17 protein-coding genes are annotated in these 19244 nt (G+C 35.1%); 8 read left to right on the top strand and 9 right to left on the bottom strand.

Going from position 1 to position 19244, the window contains the following annotated elements:
- Nucleotides 1-564: 564 nt before the first annotated feature.
- The 7 genes from WFH39_RS11110 to WFH39_RS11080 all read left to right on the top strand — a co-directional run bounded on the left by WFH39_RS11110 (nt 565) and on the right by WFH39_RS11080 (nt 6787).
- Complete coding sequence (locus WFH39_RS11110; protein ID WP_336689944.1) at nt 565-1239, top strand: HAD family hydrolase; 675 nt, start codon at nt 565-567, stop codon at nt 1237-1239.
- A 3-nt stretch (nt 1240-1242) separates the two neighbouring features.
- Nucleotides 1243-2067, top strand: coding sequence for a phosphoribosyltransferase family protein (locus tag WFH39_RS11105; RefSeq protein ID WP_336689943.1), 825 nt, complete (start codon nt 1243-1245; stop codon nt 2065-2067).
- Nucleotides 2057-2611, top strand: a complete 555-nt coding sequence (locus WFH39_RS11100; protein WP_336689942.1) for a TerD family protein — start codon at nt 2057-2059, stop codon at nt 2609-2611. Before WFH39_RS11105 ends, WFH39_RS11100 begins: the two co-directional genes overlap by 11 nt.
- A gap of 6 nt (nt 2612-2617) precedes the next feature.
- Nucleotides 2618-3790, top strand: a complete 1173-nt coding sequence (locus tag WFH39_RS11095) for a toxic anion resistance protein (protein ID WP_336689941.1) — start codon at nt 2618-2620, stop codon at nt 3788-3790.
- Nucleotides 3791-3805: 15 nt separating this feature from the next.
- On the top strand, nt 3806-4753 hold the full coding sequence (locus WFH39_RS11090; protein WP_336689940.1) for a hypothetical protein: 948 nt from the start codon (nt 3806-3808) through the stop codon (nt 4751-4753).
- Between the two features lie 186 nt (nt 4754-4939).
- The gene (locus WFH39_RS11085; protein ID WP_214588639.1) at nt 4940-5551 is read left to right on the top strand and encodes a TerD family protein; all 612 of its coding nucleotides are present in this window, start codon (nt 4940-4942) and stop codon (nt 5549-5551) included.
- 189 nt (nt 5552-5740) lie between these two features.
- Nucleotides 5741-6787 (top strand): TerC/Alx family metal homeostasis membrane protein, encoded by a 1047-nt coding sequence (locus tag WFH39_RS11080; RefSeq protein WP_336689939.1) that lies wholly within the window; start codon nt 5741-5743, stop codon nt 6785-6787.
- A gap of 1665 nt (nt 6788-8452) precedes the next feature.
- Here the strand turns inward: WFH39_RS11080 and WFH39_RS11075 are convergent.
- From WFH39_RS11075 to WFH39_RS11065, 3 genes are all read right to left on the bottom strand, one after another.
- Nucleotides 8453-8680 carry a phosphate ABC transporter substrate-binding protein gene (locus WFH39_RS11075; RefSeq protein ID WP_336689938.1) on the bottom strand — a complete coding sequence of 76 codons (228 nt, stop codon included), beginning with the start codon at nt 8678-8680 and terminating at the stop codon, nt 8453-8455.
- Nucleotides 8681-8806: 126 nt separating this feature from the next.
- Nucleotides 8807-9334, bottom strand: coding sequence for a DUF6584 family protein (locus tag WFH39_RS11070; protein WP_336689937.1), 528 nt, complete (start codon nt 9332-9334; stop codon nt 8807-8809).
- Nucleotides 9335-9711: 377 nt separating this feature from the next.
- Nucleotides 9712-11229, bottom strand: a complete 1518-nt coding sequence (locus WFH39_RS11065) for a TROVE domain-containing protein (RefSeq protein WP_336689936.1) — start codon at nt 11227-11229, stop codon at nt 9712-9714.
- Nucleotides 11230-11533: 304 nt separating this feature from the next.
- Here WFH39_RS11065 and WFH39_RS11060 point away from each other — a divergent pair, with 304 nt between their 5' ends.
- Nucleotides 11534-11980 carry a VOC family protein gene (locus WFH39_RS11060; protein WP_336689935.1) on the top strand — a complete coding sequence of 149 codons (447 nt, stop codon included), beginning with the start codon at nt 11534-11536 and terminating at the stop codon, nt 11978-11980.
- Between the two features lie 186 nt (nt 11981-12166).
- Here WFH39_RS11060 and WFH39_RS11055 read toward each other — a convergent pair whose 3' ends face one another.
- The 6 genes from WFH39_RS11055 to WFH39_RS11030 form a co-directional block, all read right to left on the bottom strand.
- Complete coding sequence (locus WFH39_RS11055) at nt 12167-13678, bottom strand: slipin family protein (RefSeq protein WP_336689934.1); 1512 nt, start codon at nt 13676-13678, stop codon at nt 12167-12169.
- A 1019-nt stretch (nt 13679-14697) separates the two neighbouring features.
- A complete protein-coding gene (locus tag WFH39_RS11050) occupies nt 14698-15249 on the bottom strand; it encodes a 3'-5' exonuclease (RefSeq protein WP_336689933.1) in 552 nt (183 codons plus the stop codon).
- Between the two features lie 108 nt (nt 15250-15357).
- Nucleotides 15358-15903 carry a 3'-5' exonuclease gene (locus WFH39_RS11045; RefSeq protein WP_336689932.1) on the bottom strand — a complete coding sequence of 182 codons (546 nt, stop codon included), beginning with the start codon at nt 15901-15903 and terminating at the stop codon, nt 15358-15360.
- Between the two features lie 193 nt (nt 15904-16096).
- Nucleotides 16097-16660: a phosphoesterase gene (locus WFH39_RS11040; RefSeq protein ID WP_336689931.1), complete on the bottom strand. Its 564-nt coding sequence runs from the start codon at nt 16658-16660 to the stop codon at nt 16097-16099.
- Nucleotides 16661-16853: 193 nt separating this feature from the next.
- A complete protein-coding gene (locus WFH39_RS11035) occupies nt 16854-17723 on the bottom strand; it encodes a nucleoside hydrolase (protein WP_336689930.1) in 870 nt (289 codons plus the stop codon).
- Between the two features lie 272 nt (nt 17724-17995).
- Complete coding sequence (locus WFH39_RS11030; RefSeq protein WP_336689929.1) at nt 17996-18940, bottom strand: peptidase; 945 nt, start codon at nt 18938-18940, stop codon at nt 17996-17998.
- Nucleotides 18941-19244: the final 304 nt, after the last annotated feature.

The following is a 19244-nucleotide window of genomic DNA, read 5'->3' as shown; positions in this document are numbered from 1 at the left end:
GCTACCAAAGTACACAGCTCTGATAGGGTTGCTTAAAGTGATTATATTTATCATTTTTGTTGACATTGTTGATTGTTAACCGGTTGCAAAACTAGAAAAAATATTTTAACAGCAAAAACTTTTTTTTATTTTTTTTAAACGACTGAAAAATTGAAAATTTAAAGACATTATTTGCTAGATTATTTTTAACGCGATGATCGCAAAGTTTTGTTTAATTCTTTGAAAACATTTTTCGTTCGCAAAGGCGTTTCACTCAGCCAAGGCGTCATGCTATCATTTGCTGAACGAAGTGCCTCTGCGAACGAAAAATACCCACAATAATTTCAAAAAATCTTTGAGGACTTTGCGTTTAAAAAAGAATTTTTTCGCTATCAGATATTAGATTCAAATTGCGGATAATCATAAAAATTTCTTAAAACACCAAACTACATTTATACATTAATTTAAAAATTCTATCTTTGGGAGGAATTGTCAATTTTTAAACACGAACCATGAAAGAAAATAATAACCATTTAAAACATCTTTTTCAAGAAAAAAGCTAAATAAAATTTTAACTGTACCATTTTGAAAACAGATATAGACATCCACAATCACTCACATTTTTCTTTTGATTTGTGGCTTACTTTAATAAAATCTCATCCTGAATTTAAAGCAAAAAGAGTTGAGCTGTTCTCCTCATTTTTTGACGTAAAAAAACCGATTAACAAAGTTGCGAAAGTCGTAAAATATTATGATGATCTTTGCAATTCTATCAATGAAATAACGGGAGGAAATATAGACACTTTTGAAATTTATTTATTAATTTTAAATGCACTGGAAGTAGATGTAAAACAATTGAGTAAAAACCATCTGAACGATTTTTATCAGAAAAGCGAAGACTTATTTTTAGAGTATAAACCTGTTGTGATTTTTGAAAATTTACACCAGTTTTTTGATGAAATTAAAAATCAGGGAAAGACGATTAATATACTGAGCAATACAGGCTTCATCAAAGGAAAAACGATGAGAAAATTTCTAATGAATGAAAATCTGAATCAGTACATTGATTTTCATGTTTATTCAGATGAAATGAACTGTTCCAAACCCCATCCGAAAATATTTCAGGAAGTTAAAAATTTACTGCCCAATCAGGATTTAGATATAAAACAGGTTTTACATATCGGAGATAATCCTTTCGCGGATTATAAGGGCGCAAAAGATTTTGGTTTCAATGCACACTTACTTACACACAAAATATAATTTATGAACAAAAGATACAGCTTACACCACATTCATTCGGCGGATGAATTTACTTTTTCACCCGAAGAATACAGCTATTTCAAATATGGCGATAAGTCGTATGCTGAAAAATTTGCAAAGGAATTATTTGAAGGATTTGTTTCTTCACATGAAGATATTTTAAATACAGATAAAGAAATTGTGGTATTGCCAAGTCCTTATATGGCGATTCCTACCGCTTCTAATTTTTTATGTTTTTACTTTAAGAAGCATCTGGATTTTTATTTGTTTCAGAAAGGAAAAAAATCAAGCATTTTATCGAAAATTAACAGAAATCATACCTATACGACAGATTATGGAAATTTAAGTTTTGAAGACCGTAAAAATCTCATCGCGAATGATACGTATTATCTGGATAAAGATTTTCTTAGAGGAAAACTTTGTATTTTTATAGATGATATTAAAATAACAGGAAGCCACGAGTTTACGGTGAATAAAATTCTGGATCAGTACAATGTAGAAGCAGACTTTTTATTCATGTATTATGCTGAACTGATGAATTTTGATCTCGATCCTAAGATTGAAAATTACTTTAATTATTACGCAGTGAAAAATGTAGAAGATATCGCGGAAGTAATGGGAAAGCCTAGTTTTCAGTTTAATACACGAATTGTAAAATATATTTTAGGCTTAGATTCAGGTAATTTTGAGTATCTTTCGTCTAAAGTAAAAAAGGAACTAATGGATAATCTGCTGGAACTGGCAATCAGCAATAATTATCATTTAATAAAAGAATACGAAAACAATATAAACACTTTAACACAAACCGAATTATATTATGGCTATTAACTTACAGAAAGGACAGAGAGAAAATATAAACGCACCGAAATTTACGGTTGGTCTTGGATGGGACATTAACAATACATCTACCGGAACGGCTTTCGATTTGGATGCTTCTTTATTTTTATTAGGTGAAAATAAAAAGTTAATTTCAGATAATCATTTTATTTTTTACAACAATCTGGAGTCTCCGGACAAAGCAGTGATTCACTCTGGTGATAATCTTACGGGAGATGGCGCAGGAGATGATGAGCAGATTAAAATAGACCTTACAAAAATTGATCCTGCAGTGAAAGAAATTACTGTTGTGGTAACGATTCACGAAGCAGATTCCAGAAGACAGAACTTCGGACAGGTAAGAAATTCTTTCATCAGAATTTTCAATACAGATACCAACGAAGAAATTTTAAAATATGAATTAGACGAAGATTTCTCTATTGAAACCGCAGTGGAATTTGGAAGAATCTACAACAGAAACGGCGAATGGAAATTTGAAGCGGTAGGAAGCGGACAGAGAGAAGGTCTAGAAAAATTTGTATCAATCTATCAATAATCTATTATGGACAATCAGGAAAATCAACCTATAGATCCGCTTGGATCAATCGAACCTTTAAAGACATTCGAACCTACTCCGATGGCGCCGCCGCCGAGTATGGCAACGCCAAGTACACCTCCTGCTCCATTGGTAGACAGAGACGGAAATGTAAATCTGAATCAGCTGAAAACAGATGAACGTCAGAAATATGAAGCCCTTGCAGATTCTATCGACGAAACCAATCCGGGATCGATCGTTAATTTCGGGGCAGACCTTCAGAGAACATTATCCAACCAGAGTGACAGTTTCCTTGGAAATGTAAGGAGATCAAATTCCGGTGAAGTCGGAGAATTGATTAATAATTTATTAGTCGAGCTGAATTATGTAGATGTTGAAGAATTAAATCAGAATAAATTCAAAAGTTTTTTAAGCAAATTGCCTTTCATGAAAAGTGTCATGACGCAGATCGAGAATTTATTTGCGAAATATGATAAAATTATCAACAACATCGATCAGATTGCATATAAAGTAAATGCAGGAATCATTACTTCCACGAAAGATAATGCTGTTTTACAGACTATTTTTGAAAGCAATGTGAATGCAATTAAACAGATAGAAGAACTGGTGATTATCGGAAACCTGAGAATTGAAAAAGCGGGAGCAGAATTAGCGCACATGGAAGCCAATACGCAGGAATTTCAGGATTATCAGATTGCGGATAAGAGAGATTTTATTGCAAGATTAGACAGAAGATTGGCGGATCTGAAGGTGGTTCGTTTAATCATGATGCAGTCGCTTCCGCAGATCAGGCTGGTTCAGAACAACAACGTTTCTATTGCAGAAAAAGCGCAGACGATTTTAACAACAACGTTACCGCTTTGGAAAAATCAGCTTTCACTGGCAGTGGCGATGTACAGACAGCAGCAAAGTATTGAAATTCAGCAGAAAGTTTCGGCTACAACAGAAGAAATTTTAAGAAAGAATGCAGAACGTCTTGGGCAGAACTCCATTAATGTTGCCAGAGCGAATGAACAGACAATTGTTTCTGTGGAAACACTGAGAGAAACAACTTCAAAATTAATTAATACATTGAACGAAGTGAAGCAGATCCAAAAGCAGGGTGCAGAAGGAAGAAGAAAGCTGGATCAGGATTTAATGACTTTGGAACACGAATTAAAAGCAAACGTAAGAGGATAATAACGAGAGATAAAAGTGAATGATGATGCTGTAAACATATTGTCTCAGAGCAAAAGAAGATTAACCAAACTTAAACTTCTCGCGAATTTTTTTGAAAATGTTGATATAATTTCGATCTACATTAAGACAGATATTATCCATAATCTTTTTCAGGAAAATAAGGGACTCGATTACAGTAAACTGGAACTTTTTCATCTTCAGTATACCGACAGTCTCATTGAACTTCTCACGAAAATTAAAAGACAGAAAGAAAATGATATGCTGGCGGTGCTTAATGAAATTGATGTTAACAGCAAATACATTTCCGGTTTTGAAGAAAAGCGTGTTGACGGTTTCGAAACTGACCGGAAAATGTACAGCGGTATTTTTTCCAATCAGCTGAAAAGTCTGTATAATGATCTTACGGAAGATAAATTTCGATTGAACTGGGATAATGTCCTGTATTTTTATAAAAAATATGCAGCAGAATTCTACAGATCAAATGTTGATGAAGAATTGCTGAAGTCAGGTTCTTTTCCTGCCTATCAGTATAAAGATTATCAGATCGAAAGGAAATTACTGGGAAGGCTTAATATTCAGAATTTTAAAGTCCGTTTTGTATGCGGATACGTGATCGCGGGAAACGAATATGAATTGTTTAAGATTTTTCAGTCTGAAGATCATTTCATCTTCGATATTGAAGGCAGAAAAATGTATTTAATTGATCCTAAAAAACTGGAAAAACTAGATACAATGCCCAATGAATCGAATCAGGGAACGATTGTTTATCAGCTAAAAAGAAAGAATGAACAATTGGAACAGACGATGAACGAAAGAAAAAAAACGCTGCCAGAACAGGTCATTGCCGTACTTCAGGATTACATTAAAAATCTAGAAAATACAGACGTGATGAGTAAAATGTTCGACATCAATGAGGAAACCAATATTCTTCGCGCAATGCTGAATTTAAATTTAAATAATTAGTAAAAGTAAAAAGTTTTAAAATTCAATTCTTTACAAACTTTTTCACTGTACTGCCATCATTTGCTGAGTGAAACGCCTTTGCGAACAAAAATATGCAGAACAATTAAAAAAAATCTTTGCGAGTCTTTGCGTTTAAACTAAGCACAGTAAAAAAAATTAAAATTAGAACTAAAACAAAATATAACAATGGCTATTAACTTACAAAAAGGTCAGAGAATAAATCTTACAAAGGAAAACGGAACCACGCTTACACAGGCTTGTGTAGGAATCAACTGGGGAGCAATTGAGAAAAAAGGATTCTTCGGAGGGATTACAAAAGAAGCGGTAGATCTGGACGGAAGCTGTATTTTATACGATTCTAATAAAAATGCAACAGAAGTTATCTATTTTGGAAACTTAAGATCCAAAAACGGTTCTGTAAGACACAGCGGAGACGATTTAACAGGAGATGTGAATGGAGATGACGGTCTTGACAATGAGGTGATTACTGTGGATTTCAGCAATCTGGATTCCAATGTAGAACACGTTGCTTTAGTTCTGAACAGTTATAAAGGTCAGGATTTCGGGACTATTCCTTTTGCATCCATCAGAATTTACGAAGGAACGCCAACCAACGTAAGAGAAGTTTTTGCGAAATATGATATTGCGAACGATGCTTCTTTCAGAGGTCACGTTGCCATGGTGATGGGAGTTTTCTACAAAAGAAACGGAGAATGGAAGTTCAACGCGATCGGAGATCCTACAGCAGACCGAAAACTGCAGGAAACAATAGAAACTGTAAAGCAGAAATATTTATAAAATATAAGTGTTTAAAATGATTATCAATAGAAACGGGCTTTAGCCCGTTTGCATTAAAAATAGGTTTCCAATCCGGCTTTAGCCAAAACTTATTAACTATTGAATAAATTTTTAAAATAAAAAATAAAACTTAGCAATACTTGTACCCGTACAAATATTGCTTTTATCGTATAATAAGCACATTTAAAAGTGGACAAACATCAAGGTATTTTAGATCTTCATCCCGGTCTGGTTTGGGGATTTGCGGTAACGGTAGTTATCATGTTGCTTCTGGATTTAGGAGTTTTCAACAAAAAAAGTCATGAAGTTTCTTCCAAAGAAGCTACAATCTGGTCAATCGTATGGATCTCGCTGTCTATGGTATTCTCCGGCGTGGTTTATTGGGTTTTCAATACAGACGGAAGTCCCGAAAGTCATGCTTTGGCAGTGGAGAAATTCACGCAGTATCAGGCGGCTTACTGGATTGAGAAGGCACTTTCGGTGGATAACTTATTTGTATTCATCCTGGTTTTCGGATTCTTTAAAGTTCCGAAATATCTTCACCACAAAGTTCTTTTCTGGGGAATTATCGGAGCATTGATTTTCAGGGCAATTTTCATTTTTGCGGGTGTAGGATTAATCAACCTTACTTACCTTCCTGAAATGAATATTTTCGGACATCCTGTGAAAATCAATATTGTAATGACTTTATTCGGGCTGTTCCTTGTATATGCAGGAATAAAATCCTGGGGCGACGGAGACGATGACGACGAAGAAGATTACAGCAATACAGCAGGAGCAAGACTGATTAAAAGATTCTGGAAAGTTTCAGACAATTACGTGGGCGACAAATTCTTCACGGTACAGAACGGAATGAAAATGGCAACCCCGCTTTTGGTTGTTGTAGCGGTAATTGAATTTACAGACGTTCTTTTTGCAGTAGATTCCATTCCGGCAATCTTTGCGATTTCTAATGACCCGTTTATTCTTTACACCTCAAATATCTTCGCGATTCTGGGATTAAGATCATTGTATTTCCTGTTGGCGAATTTCATTCATATGTTCAGCAAATTGCCTTATGGTTTGGCAGTTATTTTATCGTTCATCGGAGTAAAAATGCTGATCGCACCATGGATTCACATTCCGTCTCCGGTTTCTTTGGGAATCGTTGGAGGAGTTTTGGTAATTTCAGTGATTCTGTCTTTAATCTTTCCTGATAAAAAGGACGACGAAGACCAAGAAAAAATTGAAGAATAAGATCATTTATATCTAAAGAAAAAAATCCGAAAAGCAATATGCTTTTCGGATTTTTAATATAAAGATTACAAACGGGAAAAGAAAAGCGGGGCATCGTTCTGCCGGAGTCGAACCGGATAATCTTGCCGGATCAGCCGACTTCATTATTCCTCCCCTTCGATTGGTGACGAAGTATCTTTTCTCTACGACACTTTATATTTTAAAACAAGGCAACAACCAGAAAGTGCAATGTCGTGCTCTAACCAACTGAGCTACTTTTCCTATTTAAAATGTGTTTTTTTGTTGTGGAAAAGACGGGACTCGAACCCGCGACCCCGTCGTGATGAGCGAAGTAACACTATTCTACGGCACTTGTATATTATAAAAACAGATAAGGTAAAAGGCGAAAAAGGTATTTTTGCTCTTATGAGCGCCGCTCTTACCCGATTTGGGCAGGGAGCCGGCAATTCTACATCTGCGAGAGACTTACGCTTTCTTTCGAAAACTTTTGCCCAGTTGGTTTTCAACCCAACCTCACCAGTTCGGTCGCCCGAATTACGCTACCTTAGGACCGTTATATTTACGAAGTAACCCTTCTCTACGACACTTATCTGTAAGTTTTTAAAATTAAAAAAAGAGGCAAAAGACGAGAAAACTCTTTATATAAATCATTTTCAGATTTATTCTGGAGTCGAACCAACATCATTAAGATTAACCGAAGTAAGTTTTCTCTAACGGCACTCTTTATTTTATCAAGGTAAATTTCGTACAGATATTTCTCCGGCGTCCTTACTCAAATTAGACGACAGTTTTTTATTTACTGACAGGCATCGAACCTGTATTTCCGGTTTGGAACGAAGTATTTCTGTACTACGACACCCGATATTTTTAAATTTTCAATAAAAAGAGGCAAAAGACGAAAAGACAGACATGCACCTGATCCCTACTGTTATTCAGGAAATTGCACTTGTTTTTTAGATTTTTTGGTCTAAATAATTGCTGTTCGAAGTAAGCCTTTTCTACGGCACTCTTTTGTTTTTTAAATCAAGGTAATAATGTGAGAATCTTCATTGCTTTTGCTCTACCATCTGAGCTACTCTTCCATTTTGGAACAGGCAGGATTCGAACCTGCGACCCAAAGATTAAATATCGAAGTATGATTCTGAAACGACACTTGATTTTTTATTTTATATTTTCAAAGTTTTAGTTTTTACAATTTAAAACCGAGCAAAATTTTGAAAGAGACTTTTTCAGTTTGGATTCGAAGGAACTCTTTCTTACGGCATCGATTATTTTTAAGTTTTTATGGTTATTGTTTTTTGTTACTGCAAAATTACTGCATTGGTACGCAATCTTTTTACGCAGTTAAAATTATTTTAAAAAAAACCAAGTAACATGGTATAAGAGTTTTTGATATCAATTCAAATTTTAAGTAAGACGATGGAACTCTTATGATGACGACATTGGTTATTTAAAACCGGGCAATGTAACGAAAAGACTCTTGTTCAAGTCGAAATCGAAGGAATTCTTTTCTTACGGCACCGGTAATTTTTTTAAGTAAGGTGAAAAATCAAACAGAATTTTTTATTGTTGTGTGTTTCTTTTACACCATTCCGAATTCCGGAAACAGGATTTTTACCTGCAATACAACTTTGCTCAGTAAGAAGTAATTCTGTTTTACGACACTCACTTTTTAGTTTTCCATTGGGTTTTTCTGTATTTTTTCCAATTTCTCTGAAACTTAATTTCTTTTGAATTAATGGTTTCAAAACCATGTGGAAAACAATAAGAACACCCCATTTCATTTCCATATAAAATTCTGGAAATCTGAACATTCGAAATTTTCTTCGGAAAGTCAATTAATCCAAATTCATTGCTTCCGAAAGACTTCTTTAATGTTTTAAATTTTTTCATAAGTATTGAGTATTTAACCTCAATACAGTGTTCCTTTAAGCCATTTTTTATAGTAATTCATGATTATCTGTTTTTGTTGACGCAAAGTTATTGCCTCAGTGCGCATTCTTTTTACGCAGTTAAAATTTATTTTGAAAATATTGACCCGATAATCTCTCCCAGCTTAACAAGTCCTAAAAATGGAAGTAAAATAATTCCTCCAATGAGCAAATAAAACCCTACATTACTAAAAAAGCTATCTTTAGATTCTGTATAATTTCCTTTTTCTCTTTGCTTTCTTTTAAAATCAGGAATATGCTTTGTTTTCTTAAAACTGTCAGTTTCCAGTTCCTTCAGAATATTTTTTGCGTATTCCGAAAGCTGGGTTTTATCTCCCCGAAAAACGATATCTTTTAAAATAGCATTTCCGGAATTGCTTAATGAATTCCTGTACATTTCAATTGCTTCTTTCATTTCGAAATTCTGAGGTTCAGATAAGATCCAAAACTTTCCGGCTTCATCTTTAAACCCTGAATCATAATAAATCTGCGCCAGTTTGTCTCTTAAAGAAAGATCGTCGGGAAATTCATTGATCAGATTTCGAAGTCTGTCGCAGGCTTTTTTCTTCCTTCCCGCCTTAAGATCCTGTTCAATTCTGTAAAAAATAGTTCCCATTATTTATAATTATTCATTTGTTCGTTTTGAATTTGTTCCTATTTCAAACAGTAGAATCTTCTTAACGTTCGTACAGCTTATTTTCTTAACGCCTTCATTTCATAGGTCGGTTTTTTACTATTATTCTTTGTCATTGCGAGGAGCGTAGCGACGAAGCAATCTCTAAAAATATTGATTGAGATTCTTCACTTCAATACTGAATTACATTTGTATACCTGAATAAAAAACTGACTGCTAATTAAAGCATTATATTTTCCTAGCCCCGATTGCAACGACATCCTTTTGTGTAGCAAAGCGGAACAAAAGATATAGTGGAAAGCGGGATTAAGCTCCTGAAAAAATTGGTTATTAGTTTTTTATTTTAAAAGCAGTGCCTTTTACAGCACTACTTTTTTTATCATTTCTACGGCAGATTTTTTGTCTTCCAAAGCATTCAGTACATCGAAAATTTTGTCGGACCAACCTGCAATAAGGTATACATCGTTTTGTCTGATATCCAAAGGCTGTCTTCCGTAACCCGCCAAGTCAAAAATATACAATTTTGCATTTGGGTGAAAACTTTTGTATTGATTCCAAGAATCTTCAAAAGAATTTCGGGTTCCGTTGCTGTTCCAAAGCTGGGTATCGGTGAAAATCATTACTTTATCTACTTTTTCGCGTCTGTTCAGCAAATCTTCGATGACCAGATAACCGTTGGTAGAGTAACCTACTTCACCTTCTCTTTTGTAGAATGCATCCACGTTTCTCAAAATACCGTTTTTAGGCATCGGAACTCTTTTCCAAGTGTCACCGAATATTCCTGAAATCACATTTTTGCACTGTGACTGCAGCATCATCGACATCAACAAACCGATATCGTACAGCAAAACTTTAGATCTTGGAGAAACCGACTTTTGCATTGAAGCGGAAACGTCTGCCGCTATCACCACCGAAGTATCGAATCCAAAACCTTTGATATTTTTGGCACTCACCAAAACTGCATCTTCCAATGCTTCGAGAATTGATGATAGATAGGGCGATTTCATACTCTTCAGTTCTCTGTACGCCGACAAGAATCTGAAAGGCAGCTGTTTTGAATTTCTCACGGCTTTTTCATCCGAAAGATAGTTGCAAACTTTCTGCATCGCATCCGGAGAAACGTTGACCTCCAGAATATTTCTGAGGTTTCGCAAAGTTGCCATATACCCCAGTTTGTTGCTGAAAATCAGTTCTTCCCATTTGTTTTTGAAGGCTGCTTTTCTTTCTGCATCATCGGCAAATTTTGTCTGTCCCAAAACGGAAAGTTCTACTTCCCAAGTGTAAGGTGTTTCCAACGAATCGTTGACGATTTTGTTGAAAATTGCCTGTTGGTTTTCATCTTTTGCTTTCGGGTGAACCAGGAATAAGGCATCTTTCAGGGTAACTTCCGCTTTTCTGTTGTATTTTGCGAACTGGTATTCATCAAATTTATTGAATGATTTTACCAGACCTTTCTGAATTTGCTTTGACAGTTTGTTGAGTTTTTTAAGATCTGTTCTTTCGTTTGCCAATTGGTAATATGCCAAAAGTTCAGTAATTTCATCCGCTCTCTGGATCACGCCATCGATGGTTCTGCTTACCAGGTCTGTACCTGAAGTCTGCTTTGCCAATTCAGTCGTCAAAACCAACGGAATGGAACGCAGATACATATCTTTTCTTGCATAAACTGCCAGTTTTGCAACGAATTCCGGATCATTTTTCTGAATCAGGGACTGAATTCTTGTGAGTCTTTCGTTTCCTTTTTCATAAGTGGTATTGGATAATCCTGTTGTAACAACAGCACTGTATAGTTCTTCTGCAGGTGTCATGGTATAAGCTTTTGCACCTTCGTAGTTCGTTACTACTTTATTCTCTTTTCTTAAAAAATTAAATTTCATGGTTACTGTTTTTTTGTTAAACATTTCAGAGGATTATCACTTTCTCCCTGATTTCTGATGCAAAGTAAGGATGCTTTTACGCAATGTTTTTGCGTAGTATATTTTTTTTGAAAAAATTTTTATTTAAACACTAATTGCACGGATTTTTGCACTAATAACACTAATCTTTCTTGTGAAATTTGTGAAAAAATTTGTGGGATTTGTGTTTAGAAAAAATCTATTATGCATTTTATATAAAGGAATTAATAATGAAGAGTTTTTGGAAATACGTTTTCTAGCTTTGTTTCATTAAAATTTTAAACTCATGATTAAAGGACTGTACGAAACTCATGTTAAGGTGAGTGATCTGGAAAATGCAATAAAATTCTATACTGAAATTTTAGGATTGGAATTTGCCCATAAAGAAGAAAACCGAAGAATTGCTTTTTTATGGATCGGGAAAAACAAGGAATCCATGTTGGGATTATGGGAGCAGAAGGAAAATCTGCAAACGAGACATTTCGCTTTTACTGCAGACAAAGAAGATATTCTGAATTATTCTGTCGAATTTCTGAAAAATAAAAACCTGAAACCTTACAATTTTCTGAAAGACGGCATTGAAAAGCCGATGGTTTTTGCATGGATGCCTGCTTTAGCCATTTATTTTAATGATCCGGATGGAAATCAGCTGGAATTTATTTCGATTTTAGAAGGTGACGGAAAACCGGAGTTGGGTGTGCTTTCTTATGAGGAGTGGATGGAGAGGAAATAAAACTGTTTTATTTTCACACAGATTTCTCAGATGTATACAAATCCGATTAAAGAAAATAGATTAAATTTCATTAAAATCAGTGTTATCTGCAAAATCAGCAAGAGAAAAAAATTATTAATTGTCTATAAAAAACAAGACAGGCTTTGTATTCACAAAACCCGTCTCTATCATAAAAGTTATTAGTTTCTATTTTGTGAAGATTTCTTTCAGTTGAGAAACAATGTTGCTGTTTCCGGAAACGGTAATATCTCCAATCTTGTCGGCGATTTTCTCCATATATTCCATCTCTTTCAGCTTCCAAAGGACTTCGTTTTCTTCCATTAATTTCGCTGTATTCAGCAAGCTTCTTGTGGAAGCGGTTTCTTCACGTCTCATGATGCTGTTTGCCTGAGCTTTTTTCTCGGCAATCAAAACCTGATTCATGATTTCCTTCATTTCTCCTGTCAAGATCACATCTCTGATTCCCGCATCGGAAGCTTTCAAACCTAAATCTTCGGCTTTGTTTCCAAGATTTTCAAGGATTTCTTTTCCTATAGAATCTTTTTTCAACAATAATTCATCCAATGTTAAAGCTCCAACGAATTCACGCAAAGCCAACTGCATCAGAATATATAATTGCTTATCGTATTCTTTATTTTCCATCAACGCTTTTTCGATGTTTTCCACCTGAAAACGTACATAGAAATTAATACGCAGCATCGCTTTATCTTTGGTCAACAATTCCTGACCTGCAATTTCCATTTGCTGCATTCTCATATCTGCCGATTTTACTTCGATGGAAGTTTCGTTGTTCCAGAAGTAATAAGTTCCGGCTTCGAGAGTTTTAGTTAATTTTCCGTCAATTAACAGTAATCCTTTATGCTGATTGGATACGATAAATTTTCTTACGTAATTTCTCATTCTTGCATTTTCCAGAATCGTTTTCGAAATATCTTCTGTAATTTCAACTTTCATCAAATCCACTTTCTGGAACTCTCTGTCTGCAATATCTACCCAAAATGCATACTGACCTACGTTTAATACATCTTTTAAACTTCCGTTTTCATATAGCAAAATAATTTCTCCGTCTTTTACCTCTACAATTTTCAAAAAATCTTTAAGCGGTTCAGATTTTATCAAAACAGTTGCGTTTTCATGGGATCCGAACTGTGATTTTATTTCATAATTTGGATCTACAATTTTAACTTCAACAGAAGATTCATTATTCCAGAAAGAGTAAAGACCACTTTCCAAAACCTGACTCAGTTTTCCGTCAATTAATAGCAGACCTTTATAGTGAGAAGGCACAACAAACTTTCTTACGAGGCTTTTTAATTTCATATTTTCCAAAACTGTCTTGGAAATTTCTTGTGAAATCTCAACTTTAGTCAAGTCGATTTTTTGAAACTCTCTGTCCAAGATTCCTTTCCAGAAAGCATATTGACCAATATTCAAAACGTCTTTGAAAATTCCGTTTTCGTACATCAGAACAATCTCTCCTTCTTTTACTTCAACAATTTCCAATAACGATTTCAGACTTTCATTTTTCAACAAAAGATGAAGGTCAGTATCAGAATTAAACAAAGATTTCATATCATAAATCTTTACAGACTTATTTCCAAAAATCCAGAAATTACCTTCTTTCAAAATATCGATCAGATGTCCGTTTTTAAAAACCAGACCTGTTTCGTATGCTTTAATTTGTACATTTTTTATCATCGTCTTACTATTTTAATGGTCACTATTTCAATTAAAAGGAAAATCCGGAATCTCTTCTTCCAAAAACGGCGGAAGGAAAGCAATTCAGAAAAATTCATCGAGTTTGGAATTTTATTTTTCAAACTCATTTTCTAAATGTTCAGATTTTGGGCGTGTCCCTCGTCTTGGCTTTACCAAAAGCCCGGGTCGCTACGTCCTCTTCTACTCCTCGTTCATCGCTTGCGCTCTTCACTGCGGGGTATCCGTTACCATCGCTCACGCAGAAAACCGTCCTTTTTAGAAAATTCATTTCAAAAATTATTCATTCTTCATCTCCATTTCATTTTCAGAAAACATCTTTTCTTGCTGGCTTTTTCAAAATGTTGATTAAACAACTGAAAAAATCCCAGACTTTTCCATGAACATTTTTAAAGAGAACGTTCAAACTCGCTAAAAAAAATAGATTTTGAGTCTATTTCAATCTACATTAAAAGTGTAGTGCTCTAACCGGACTGAGCTACCTCATTTGAAGTGAGGGTGGGAGTCGAACCCACGCATAAATCTACTGTTCTACCATTTGAACTATATCCCTTTTCAAGAGATAGAAGGACTCGAACCTTCAACCCATAGAGTCGTTTGAGATTTTTTGGGAAATCCCGAAACCTTCAGATCAAGCTGAACAGAACGAAATTATGTTTCTCAACAAATTCTTCTGCAATGGTGATATACCGAAACACCCAACAAGACCTGCCTGATATTTTAACTAAAATCTGTTCTTCAAAATTTTAGTGTTGTTTCATTTTGATGATGCAAAGTAAAAAAGGAATTGCGCAATGATTTTGCGTTGTTGAAAATTTGTGATATTTTTTTGTCATTGCGAACTGAAAGTGAAGCAATCTTTCTGTTTTTTCGAGACTGCTTTACTTCGACAGGCTCAGCACAGGCTTACTTCGCTACTCGCAATGACAGGATTGGAAATAAAAAAACTTCCACTTTAAAAGGAAGTAATTACTAAATTTTTAGATTGCTGAATTGTTACATTAGTATTGCTGCAAACACCAATGCAAAATTTTTGCAATATTTTTCGCATCATCTACACCTCTGTGATGCGTTCCTTCAAGTGCAAGATTTAATTCGCCTAAAGCTCTTGCCATTCCAACGCTTTTACGAATCGTGGGATGCAGCTCTCCGAATAATGTTTTCACATTGATGTGGTCATCGCTCAAAGGATAATCCACATTGAATCTTCTTGCCTGATTTTGAAGCATATTCAGATCGTAGTTTCCGTAACTTGCCCAGGTCAGATCTTCAGAATCGTATTCCGCTCTCAGAATATCTAAAGCATCTTCTAACAAAACACCTTCATCATCAAGCATTTGCTGCGTAATGGAAGTCAGTTCCGTACAAAACGGACTTACTTTCGAATATTGGGGTTTTACTAAAATTCCCTCATTTTTGGAAATCTTTCCGGTTTTTGCATCCATGACACAAACTCCGATTTCTATTATTTCACTTTCCTGTCCTCTCGGCGGTCGGTCTTCCCAACATGTGGCTTCGAGGTCTATAATTAATATGTTGTCTGTTGTTTTCATTGTTGTAATATTTAACTGTTAAAGGTTGGAAGATGGATGTTAGAAGATGGAAGTATTAGCAGCGTGTAATTTACTTCCAGCCTCCAGCTTCAGACTTCCAGCCCAAATTCACCTCAAAATTTCTCTTAAAATTCTGGCGGCGTTGTAAGCATCGTCTGCTCCGCTGTGATGATTGCCTTCAAAATCCATATTCATATAGTTCAGGGCTCTTTTCAAACCCATCATTTTATGATGTCCTATATATTTTTTGAATTGATACATCACATTGATGTAGTTTTCGGAAAAAGGATTTTCGATACCGAGGTAATCGCACTGTTCCATGATCTGCTCTTTATCAAAGTTTCCAAAACCTGCCCAAGTAAGCTGAACTGAGTGATATTCATCTCTGATTTTTTCGCAGGCTTCTTCGAAATAAATTCCTTTTTCTTCGATTAATTTCGGAGTAATCCCGGTCAAATTTGTACAAAATTTATTGATTTTAGATCGTTCGGGAATCACATAAATGCTTTGTTTTTTGGAAATTTCCTGCGTTGTTCTGTTTAATTCGCAAATTCCTATTTCTATAATATCGGTTTTTTGGCCGGCGGGAATTCTATCATTTTCCCAACACGTAGCTTCCAAATCGATAATTACAATTTCGTTTGTTGTTTTCATTTTTAGATTTTTATTCTATTCATTTTTCATTCATCTGCATTTGGTTTCTAATGTGGAAGGAGAAGCGGGAAGAAATACCCTGAAGAAGGATTGTTTTAACTGCTAAAGTTGTGCAAAGTTACAATAGTCAGTGCGCATTCTATTTACGCAGTTAAAAAATAATTTCAAAAAAACTCCCCGAAGGGAGCAATTTCTAATTTCTCGGAGCAAACGGCGGTGTCCATTTTTTCCTTTTCATGATTTCCTTTACTTCCTCGTAAGAAACCGGATAAAAATTATGGCAATCTACTCCTACATCGAAGCTCAGAGCCATTTCATCGTGGGGTAATGTTCCGTGCGAATGACCGTAAAGCTGCCAAACGCCACGGTGTGAGCCGTTCCATGTTCTCATGGCGTAATGAAAGAGAATAATTTTCTGTTTGCCGTTGCTGTTTTCAGGCTCATCAATTTTCAGTTCGTGATAATCTCTGATGGAAGCAAATCGTTTTGGATAGGTCAGCGCTGCACCTTCATGGTTGCCTTTTATCAAATGAATGTTTCCATTTAACCGGTCCAGTATTTCTTTCGTGAAATCCGGTTTGCCTAAACTCATATCACCTAAATAATAAACGGTGTCATCTTTACCGATCTTCTCATTCCATCTTTTGATGAGTTCTTCGTTCATGTGTTCTAAAGACTCAAAAGGTCTTTCGGAGAATTTTATAATATTTTCGTGACCAAAATGATGGTCTGCTGTGAAAAATATGTTTGGTTTCATTTTTTAATTGTTTGTTTTTTAACTACAATATTTCACTATTTTCTCTGTCATTCTGAACGGAACAAAGTGGAGTGAAAAATCTCTAAAATCTTTATGTGAGATTCTCTGAACTTCGTTCGTATCCTTTCAGGCTGTGTCAGAATGACAAACTTGCTGATTAAAATTGCAGTTTTAGTTTAATAATATTAATTCGTTAAGGTTTCATCACCATCCACAGATCTTTGAAATCCGGAATATGAGTTGTAATCAATGATGAGTTGTGTCCGGAGCTTTCTTTTACTTCACGAGAGCCCCATTCACCACGCTGTCTGTAAGGAATTACTTCCGCCCAGACTGCTTTTGACGGATCTATCGCCAATAAAGCTGCCACAGTATCATGAAGTGCCTTTTCTTTGAGTTCCACTGCTTTAAGAAATAGCTTCAATCCTTTATTTTCATTTAGAAAAGGGATCAGGATTTCTGCATCTTTCTTTGTAAAAACAGCAGCATGACAAACATTTTTACTGATCATCCGTCTCTCAGTCATCGGTATTGAAAGCAGCTTTTCTGCAGCCAATGGATTTCCATTCAGGTTGAACGTCGCACAGGTAAGCTTACCGTCAAATTTTTCCAGTCGATGTTCTTTTGGAACAATATTATCGCCTGCAAAACCACCCTGACAAAACCAGCGATCAAAGAAAACTCCGGTTTCCCACAATGAATGCGGATTTGTAAGTGCTGCTCCCGTCAGTAAAGTACAATCGGGAAACTGATGAAGTGTTTCAGCCATAATATTTGCTGCGGTATCATCCGCTTCTAAGTCCTCAAATTTTCCGATCCAGTCTTGGTAAAAGCCCGAAACACGGCTCGCCGAAGATTTTGGAGTTCCTGCGCCGACGCGGACATCTTCTCTGTCCAGAATTTGCAGAACACGTTTTACAAATCCTATCTGATCTTTTCCTCCCGGATGTATGGATACGCTTGCGAGATGAACCTTGGGATGCGTTGCCAAAACAGCCAACGTCATCGAATCATCAGGATCAGCCGTTTCCATATCGAAATGAAAAGGTAATTTATTTTGCATGATTATTTTTAGTTTTTTTAATTTTAATTGAATAAATAATTTTAATTAATTGATTTATAAAATCATATTAATTTATCGCAAAGAAAAACAAAAGATTTTTTTACTTATTGAAAGTTGGTAAGCTAAACAAAGGCACTTCGTTTATTTAAAAAATAAAAAAATGGTATTACTTTGATCAGTTTTACGCCTTTGTATATTTTAAAAGCTGAATTTTTAATAATTGAATCTCTTTGTTTAACCTTGCGTTTAAGACTTATCCCGAACTCAGTTAATTAATTTCCCTGAAATGCTTTATAAAAAGCGGTTTCAATTTCCAATTGGTCGCTTTCAACATATCTTCTTGAAAAGTGAATCGGAACGGCTTCTTTCACTTCACATTCTTTCATGATTTTTCCGGATGCAGAAGCAAAACTGTGATAGTTGATCTTCGCAAATTCCTGATCTTCATCTTTGTAGAATGTTTCGATGTACACCATATCCGCTTCCCTGAAAACCGTTTTAATTTTTTCATAATTGTCTTCACAGACCGCATGATCCATGATTACGCCTAATTTATATCCTTTGTTTCGAGTCAGAAAGTGAAATAAATCGCAGGCTTTATAAACCGCTCCTTCAATCTCAATTTCTTTGCCGGAATCATTGTTTTCAAAGGCTTTCTTCAATTCGCTGATCCATTTTCCTTTTTTGAATTCTAAACCGTTTTCATTAAAAGTAACCGAATCTTTTTCTCTGAATAAATACGCGATGGAATCTGTTTTGTGATCCAAAATTGCAAAATCAACATTCATATATTCGTCTTCAAAAAGGAAATTCTGGGTTTCTATCAATTCCAGATTCCAATGTGGAGGAAGAATTTTATAGACATTAATTTCTTCTTTTGAAACGATTTCTCTAATCTCATATTCAATTGCATTTTCATCAATTAAATTCCAAGTGTAAGATTTTAATCTTGCTTCAATCTGCTGATGAATATTTTTCGGTCCGCAAATCACGATTTTTTCTCCGCTTCCAATCTGGTGTCTGAAAATTCCGTCGAAATTGGAAAAGTGATCAATGTGAGTATGACTGATGAATATTGCTGAAACCGACTGTACTTCTTTCACCGTCAGCAAACTTGCCTCTCCGCAATCGCATAAATAATGCTTTGCTGAATTCGGGACTTTTATTAATATACTGATGTCTTCTTTTAATAAACTTTTTATTTCTGCCTGTAACATTTTTTTCTAATTTTTTTTGATTATCCGTTATCAATCATAATACTTGATTTTAACGCTAAGCACACAAAGATTTTTTATAAACAAACTGTTTTTAAGGTTCGCAGAGGCGTTAAAACTTAACCAAGATCGCAGAGGTTTTTATTATGACAAATTACAGACAATCAGATTTTTTTAACAATAATTAATTATTTCTGCTGTCATTCTGAATGGAACAAAGTGGAGTGAAGAATCTCTAAAAAAATATTGTGTAGATTCTCTGAACTTCGTTCGCATCCTTTCAGGCTGTGTCAGAATGACAAACTTT

The organism is Chryseobacterium sp. MMO-72, assembly GCF_037146035.1.
GTDB lineage: Bacteria > Bacteroidota > Bacteroidia > Flavobacteriales > Weeksellaceae > Chryseobacterium > Chryseobacterium indicum.
Note: the sequence above shows the minus strand (reverse complement) of the source record. Positions and strands in the feature narration are given on the sequence as shown.